The 4,562-nt window shown below is 52.3% G+C and carries 7 protein-coding genes; all 7 read left to right on the top strand.

The window, feature by feature from the left end:
- The first annotated feature begins 98 nt into the window (after window positions 1–98).
- The gene (locus PHI12_13635) at window positions 99–677 is read left to right on the top strand and encodes a hypothetical protein (GenBank protein MDD5511834.1); all 579 of its coding nucleotides are present in this window, start codon (window positions 99–101) and stop codon (window positions 675–677) included.
- A complete protein-coding gene (locus PHI12_13630; GenBank protein MDD5511833.1) occupies window positions 674–1,552 on the top strand; it encodes a hypothetical protein in 879 nt (292 codons plus the stop codon). The genes PHI12_13635 and PHI12_13630 overlap by 4 nt, the downstream gene beginning before the upstream one ends.
- Window positions 1,553–1,870, top strand: coding sequence for a hypothetical protein (locus PHI12_13625; protein ID MDD5511832.1), 318 nt, complete (start codon window positions 1,553–1,555; stop codon window positions 1,868–1,870). It begins immediately after the preceding gene.
- Window position 1,871: 1 nt separating this feature from the next.
- Window positions 1,872–2,750, top strand: a complete 879-nt coding sequence (locus tag PHI12_13620) for a UDP-N-acetylglucosamine 2-epimerase (protein ID MDD5511831.1) — start codon at window positions 1,872–1,874, stop codon at window positions 2,748–2,750.
- A gap of 32 nt (window positions 2,751–2,782) precedes the next feature.
- A complete protein-coding gene (locus PHI12_13615) occupies window positions 2,783–3,466 on the top strand; it encodes a hypothetical protein (GenBank protein MDD5511830.1) in 684 nt (227 codons plus the stop codon).
- A 2-nt stretch (window positions 3,467–3,468) separates the two neighbouring features.
- Complete coding sequence (locus PHI12_13610) at window positions 3,469–4,134, top strand: class I SAM-dependent methyltransferase (protein MDD5511829.1); 666 nt, start codon at window positions 3,469–3,471, stop codon at window positions 4,132–4,134.
- A 1-nt stretch (window position 4,135) separates the two neighbouring features.
- A partial coding sequence (locus PHI12_13605) for a hypothetical protein (GenBank protein ID MDD5511828.1) occupies window positions 4,136–4,562 on the top strand: 427 nt, incomplete at its 3' end.

Genomic DNA, 4,562 nt, shown 5'->3' with positions numbered 1-4,562 from the left:
AAGTGCTATGAGCAGTTGGAGAGGGAGACGAGTAAGCCACCGACCCTCTCACCTGGTCAGAATTATTGGTTGGCACACAACTCAATGGGGGAGGATTAGTGTTAGTCATCATATTGGCCCGGAAAGGTTCAAAGCGTTGCGTCAACAAGAACATCAGACCCTTCACCGTGGTTGGCAGGAGCATCTTGCATACTTGTGTGAGCAAGGCCTCATATCTCAATTCCAAGATTGTGCTCAACACCGACTATGAGGATGTGAAGAAGTACCTGCCTCCCGATGTCAAGGTGGAGGTCATGATGCGCGACAAGGAGCTGTGTGGCGATGACGTGACATCCGAAGCAGTGGTGAAGTCCGTGCTGGACAGATACCCAGACGATAACTTCTGTCTCATGCAAGCCACGTCACCGATGCTCGAAATCTCATCGCTCATGGAGGCAAGAACGCTCCTCACTGGAGGTTTTGTTCCCACGAACTATGACTCGGTCATTGCGGTAGCGCCCAATTTCCAGCCGTGCGGGGCCTTCTACTTCTGCAAGAAGAAAGCGTTCGATGAGCATGGGACGTGGTGGACGCCTAATGCGTTCCTGTACACGCTGGACTGGAAGGAGGCCTTCGACATCAACACCGATTACGAGTTCTCCATCGCCCAGGCCTTGCACTCCTCAAGGGTGAGGTGAGTTGGATAGATATTTCAAAGCTGCCACCTGCTGTTGCGGTGGTGTATGGCGCTCTCAAGCCCGAGAGGTTCGACTCCACCGGGCAGACAACGGCAGACGTTCAGAGGTTCACGGGCCAGAACATCGATATTATCAGGACCTGTCTGGAGGATTTGAACTCAGGAGGTCTGGCTCTTAAAAGGGTCTACAATGGAGTAAGCTACTGGAGGAAGAGGAACATGAGCGATAAGGACAAAACACCTGTGATTAAGAAAGGGGACGGGGTCTCGGGCTACAAAATGGTGGCCTGCCCGGACTGCGGGACCAAGTGCTATCAGCTCAAGAAGCACAAGCGCTACTGCAAGGGCAAGGCAGGCGAGGAGAAAGAGACAGCCGCATCATTACTGGATTGCGTGGTCAACGATAGGCCCGGAGTGGGAGAGGCGTTGCATGAGGACGAGGCCCCTGAAGAGGAGAAGGAGGAGCCTGAGGAAGAAGCGCCTGAAATCAAGAGGATGCCACCTCAATTTTTCCTACCAAGTGTCGTTAATGAGCTAGACAATCCCGAGGTGGCCGAGGCCGTGGCTAAGAGCATCTGTGAGATTGCAGGTGCCCCAGAGGATGGGCAGGAGCAGTTCAGCTCTGCAAAGGTGTTTAGTGACGTTCGGAAGGCCATCGAGGATGGTATAGTAAAACAGGGGGTGCCACGGGAAGAGCTGTACGCTCGGACAGAGAAGATAGATTTCTTTGAGAGGCTTGAGGAGCTGGCGGACGATGCAGATGATGCAGGGTACTCCATACTCCTCACATACGAGCGGTGCGGAGATGACGAGGCCATGTCTCTGACACTAAGGAAGGGCAAGGACAAGCTGGTGAACGAGGAGGAGGATGATTAGATGCCCGACCCCTTCCAATTCGATTACTCATTTGAATCAGAGAGAAGGTGGAATATAATCTATGCCGTGGCATTTATATTGTTAATCGTGTTCACCACATGTGCCATTGCATTCGTCTTCTCAAGCCACCAAGCATCTGCTAATGCCTACAATCTCGACAGGGACCAGTTCCTGGACATCGACCACACTTGCCCCTCGTGTGGCTGGGAGGGAAAGGCAGGAGTGATGACCATGGTGGTCCAGCAGCATGGGGGACATGCAGAGACTCTGTTCTTCTGCCCAGAGTGCGGTCATTACTTCGGCAAATGGGAGGTGTAGCATGAAGCTCCTGACAGCTTTCTTCACGCGCTCGGAGCATGGCCCGCTCCAGCCTTTTCTCGATATAGCTAAGAGCATGGGGGTTGATGCCAAGGTCCTGGACTTCTGTGCGGCCTATCAGTCCAGCCTGTTCTCCTACAACTTCATCAATACTGTGCTGGGCGCGGAGATTGAGGAGTTCAAGCCCGATGTCGTGCTCGCCCCCTTTGACCGACCGGAGATGGTCCCACTGGCATATACTGCATATCATATGAGCGTACCAGTGGCGCAGTTGTTCGCAGGAGACGTTGCAGGCGGTGCGTATGACGATGCCGATAGGTTTGTCATATCCAACTATGCGACCTATCTGTTCTGTGCCGACTACAACCAGTTCGTGCGCACGACCGATAGCCAGAAGTGGGCTCAGCGCATTGGATGGAGGAAGCGTATCGAACTGGTGGGAGCGACCCATTTCGATGACATGGAATATGTGGAGAATGGCGTCAAGGACTACACTCTGGTGCTGTACAACCCCCCATCGCTATTGAGCCGGAAGGAAGTGGAAAAGGAGGTTGTATCCCTTTGCCAGTCCATCGCGTCGGATGACGTGGTCTATTGGGTGGCTCCTAATGGGGATGTAAATTCGGATTTAGTAGAGGAATATGCGAAGGACGTAAACTATCTGAAAGGAATGCCGAGGAAGGAGTTCCTGGGATGGCTGAAGAATGCGAAAAGAATTGTTGGCAATTCGAGTTGCATGTTTTATGAGGCAGCATACTTCAATGTGCCTTATCTCCAGGTCGGGGTCAGGAACAAGCACCGTGAGCCCATTGCGGATTTCATGTGCAAGCCCGGCGCGTCCAAGAGAGTCATCGAGATATTGAAGGAGGAATTGGATTGACTTTGAAGCCGATAGGCAGTCACACTAAATTTATGGAAGAGAGAATCGATGGGTTGGAGGCTAGGGTCTTTGAGATAGAAAAGAAAGGGTGGCCGCCGCCCATGCCTGATTATCTGGGGTTATCCTTGACCATGAGAAGGCTCCATGTCAGGTATCGTCAGACCGATGAGAACTACGAGCTATACGCGCCTATGTTCTACAAGGACTTGGAATGGATGCGCAACATGCAGTGCATCCATCGTGCGTTCGCAGGGATTATAAAATCAATAATGATATGCGAGCAGAATTTTAACAGCCCGTTCGGTGGCATGCTCCCCACAGCTAATGAGTTCGGTATAACTTCCATCAGAGAGATGGAGCCCATGCCCGAGGACTTTATTGTCAATTCTAAACTTCTCATTATGCTCTTAGGCTACTATGATATTAGCAGCGAGAGGAAATTAAAGAGCCTGCAAATAACTGCGAACAATGATGTCTTCCCACTCTGGCAGATGAATAACATGGTGATGAGGGACCATTATTTCATCATCCCCAAGCCAGTGATAATGGAACCGGGGTCCAGGTTTAGATATTCGATAGAGTTCGAGGGGGAGGACCGCAGCGAGTTCGGGTTCATCGGGTACCTCTTAGGCCCCGATGCAATGTTGGCGTCGAGAAAGATTGAGTATGTGGCCGAGGATGACTGGAGGAGCAGGTTGAGCTTGAGGGGGGATTAGGGTTGAGCGAAGAAGAGTGCCGGGTTCCTCAGGAATTTAGAGTAAAGTACGACCCTGAGGCCTGGGAGAAGCATGCACCTGGGTACGCGGAGCTGCTCAACACCCGCGATGAGCCTCGGCACTACGGCCTCTTATTGAACACCATCGCAGAGAACTATGTGCCTGGCATGAGGATGTTGGAGGTAGGATGCGCCGGTGGCAGTGATTATCGATTCCTGAACTGTCGCAAGTTCATCGAGGACTACACTGGGGTGGACATCACTCCATCATACATCCAAGAGGCTCGGGGACTGTATCCTGAGGCCACTTGGATAATTGGTGATGCTCGTGACCTGCCGTTCAAGGACAAGTGGTTCGACATAACCATGTGCTTCCTCATGCTCCTGCACTTAGACAAGGAAGGGGTCCGTGCTGCTCTGAACGAGATGTGTCGAGTGACGAAGAGCCTAGTGTTCGTCCATACTTTCGCAGCGTCCAAGAGATATGATGGGACCGATATACAGCACCATCTCTACTGCTATAACGTGATTGCTCTGGATGAGCTGAAGGTAGATGGATGGGAGACGATACAATCATTGGACGGGGATGCCCCGAGGGTCACCAAACAATCGAACCTAGCACACATCCCAGAGGACGTGTTCTACGAGTTCATGTTACGGAGGATATGATATGAGCGAGCTGAACCCCAAGATATTCAGAGCCCAGTTCCCCTGGCTGGGAAAGGAAGAGCTGGTACCTCGGCCAGAGGGCATGAGGATAGTCTTCAAGACCATCATCCACATGAGCAAGCCCCTGGTGGCCGTGAATGGGAACCCGACCTATCAAGCGGAATTTGAGGAGGAGGGGGTCGAGTTCTGCTGCGACACCATGAAAGCCCAGTGGGGTGAGAACATTATATTGGATGATGGGGAGTATGGTGACCACATGCCCTCAGCGGCCCTGCATCACGTCAAGTGGTACGGGTCTGATGACTGCCACGACATCAACAAGATAAGCTACTGCCCGTTCTGCTCCAAGCCCATATCGCTGGAGGCAGGTACAGTGGTGGAGAGGAGCATCAAGAAGGTCGTTCGGGAGGTGGTAGGGACCGAGTACG

This window comes from Dehalococcoidales bacterium (assembly GCA_028716225.1).
Classification (GTDB): Bacteria; Chloroflexota; Dehalococcoidia; order Dehalococcoidales; family UBA5760; genus UBA5760.
The sequence above is the reverse complement of the archived record's forward strand: the minus strand, read 5'-3'. Positions and strand labels throughout refer to the sequence as shown.

What these genes read in the sequence shown, in the direction of transcription:
- PHI12_13625 (MDD5511832.1), top strand. Translation starts at nt 1,553, where the DNA reads ATGCCCGACCCCTTCCAATTCGATTACTCATTTGAATCAGAGAGAAGG.
- PHI12_13620 (MDD5511831.1), top strand. Translation starts at nt 1,872, where the DNA reads ATGAAGCTCCTGACAGCTTTCTTCACGCGCTCGGAGCATGGCCCGCTC.
- PHI12_13615 (MDD5511830.1), top strand. Translation starts at nt 2,783, where the DNA reads ATGGAAGAGAGAATCGATGGGTTGGAGGCTAGGGTCTTTGAGATAGAA.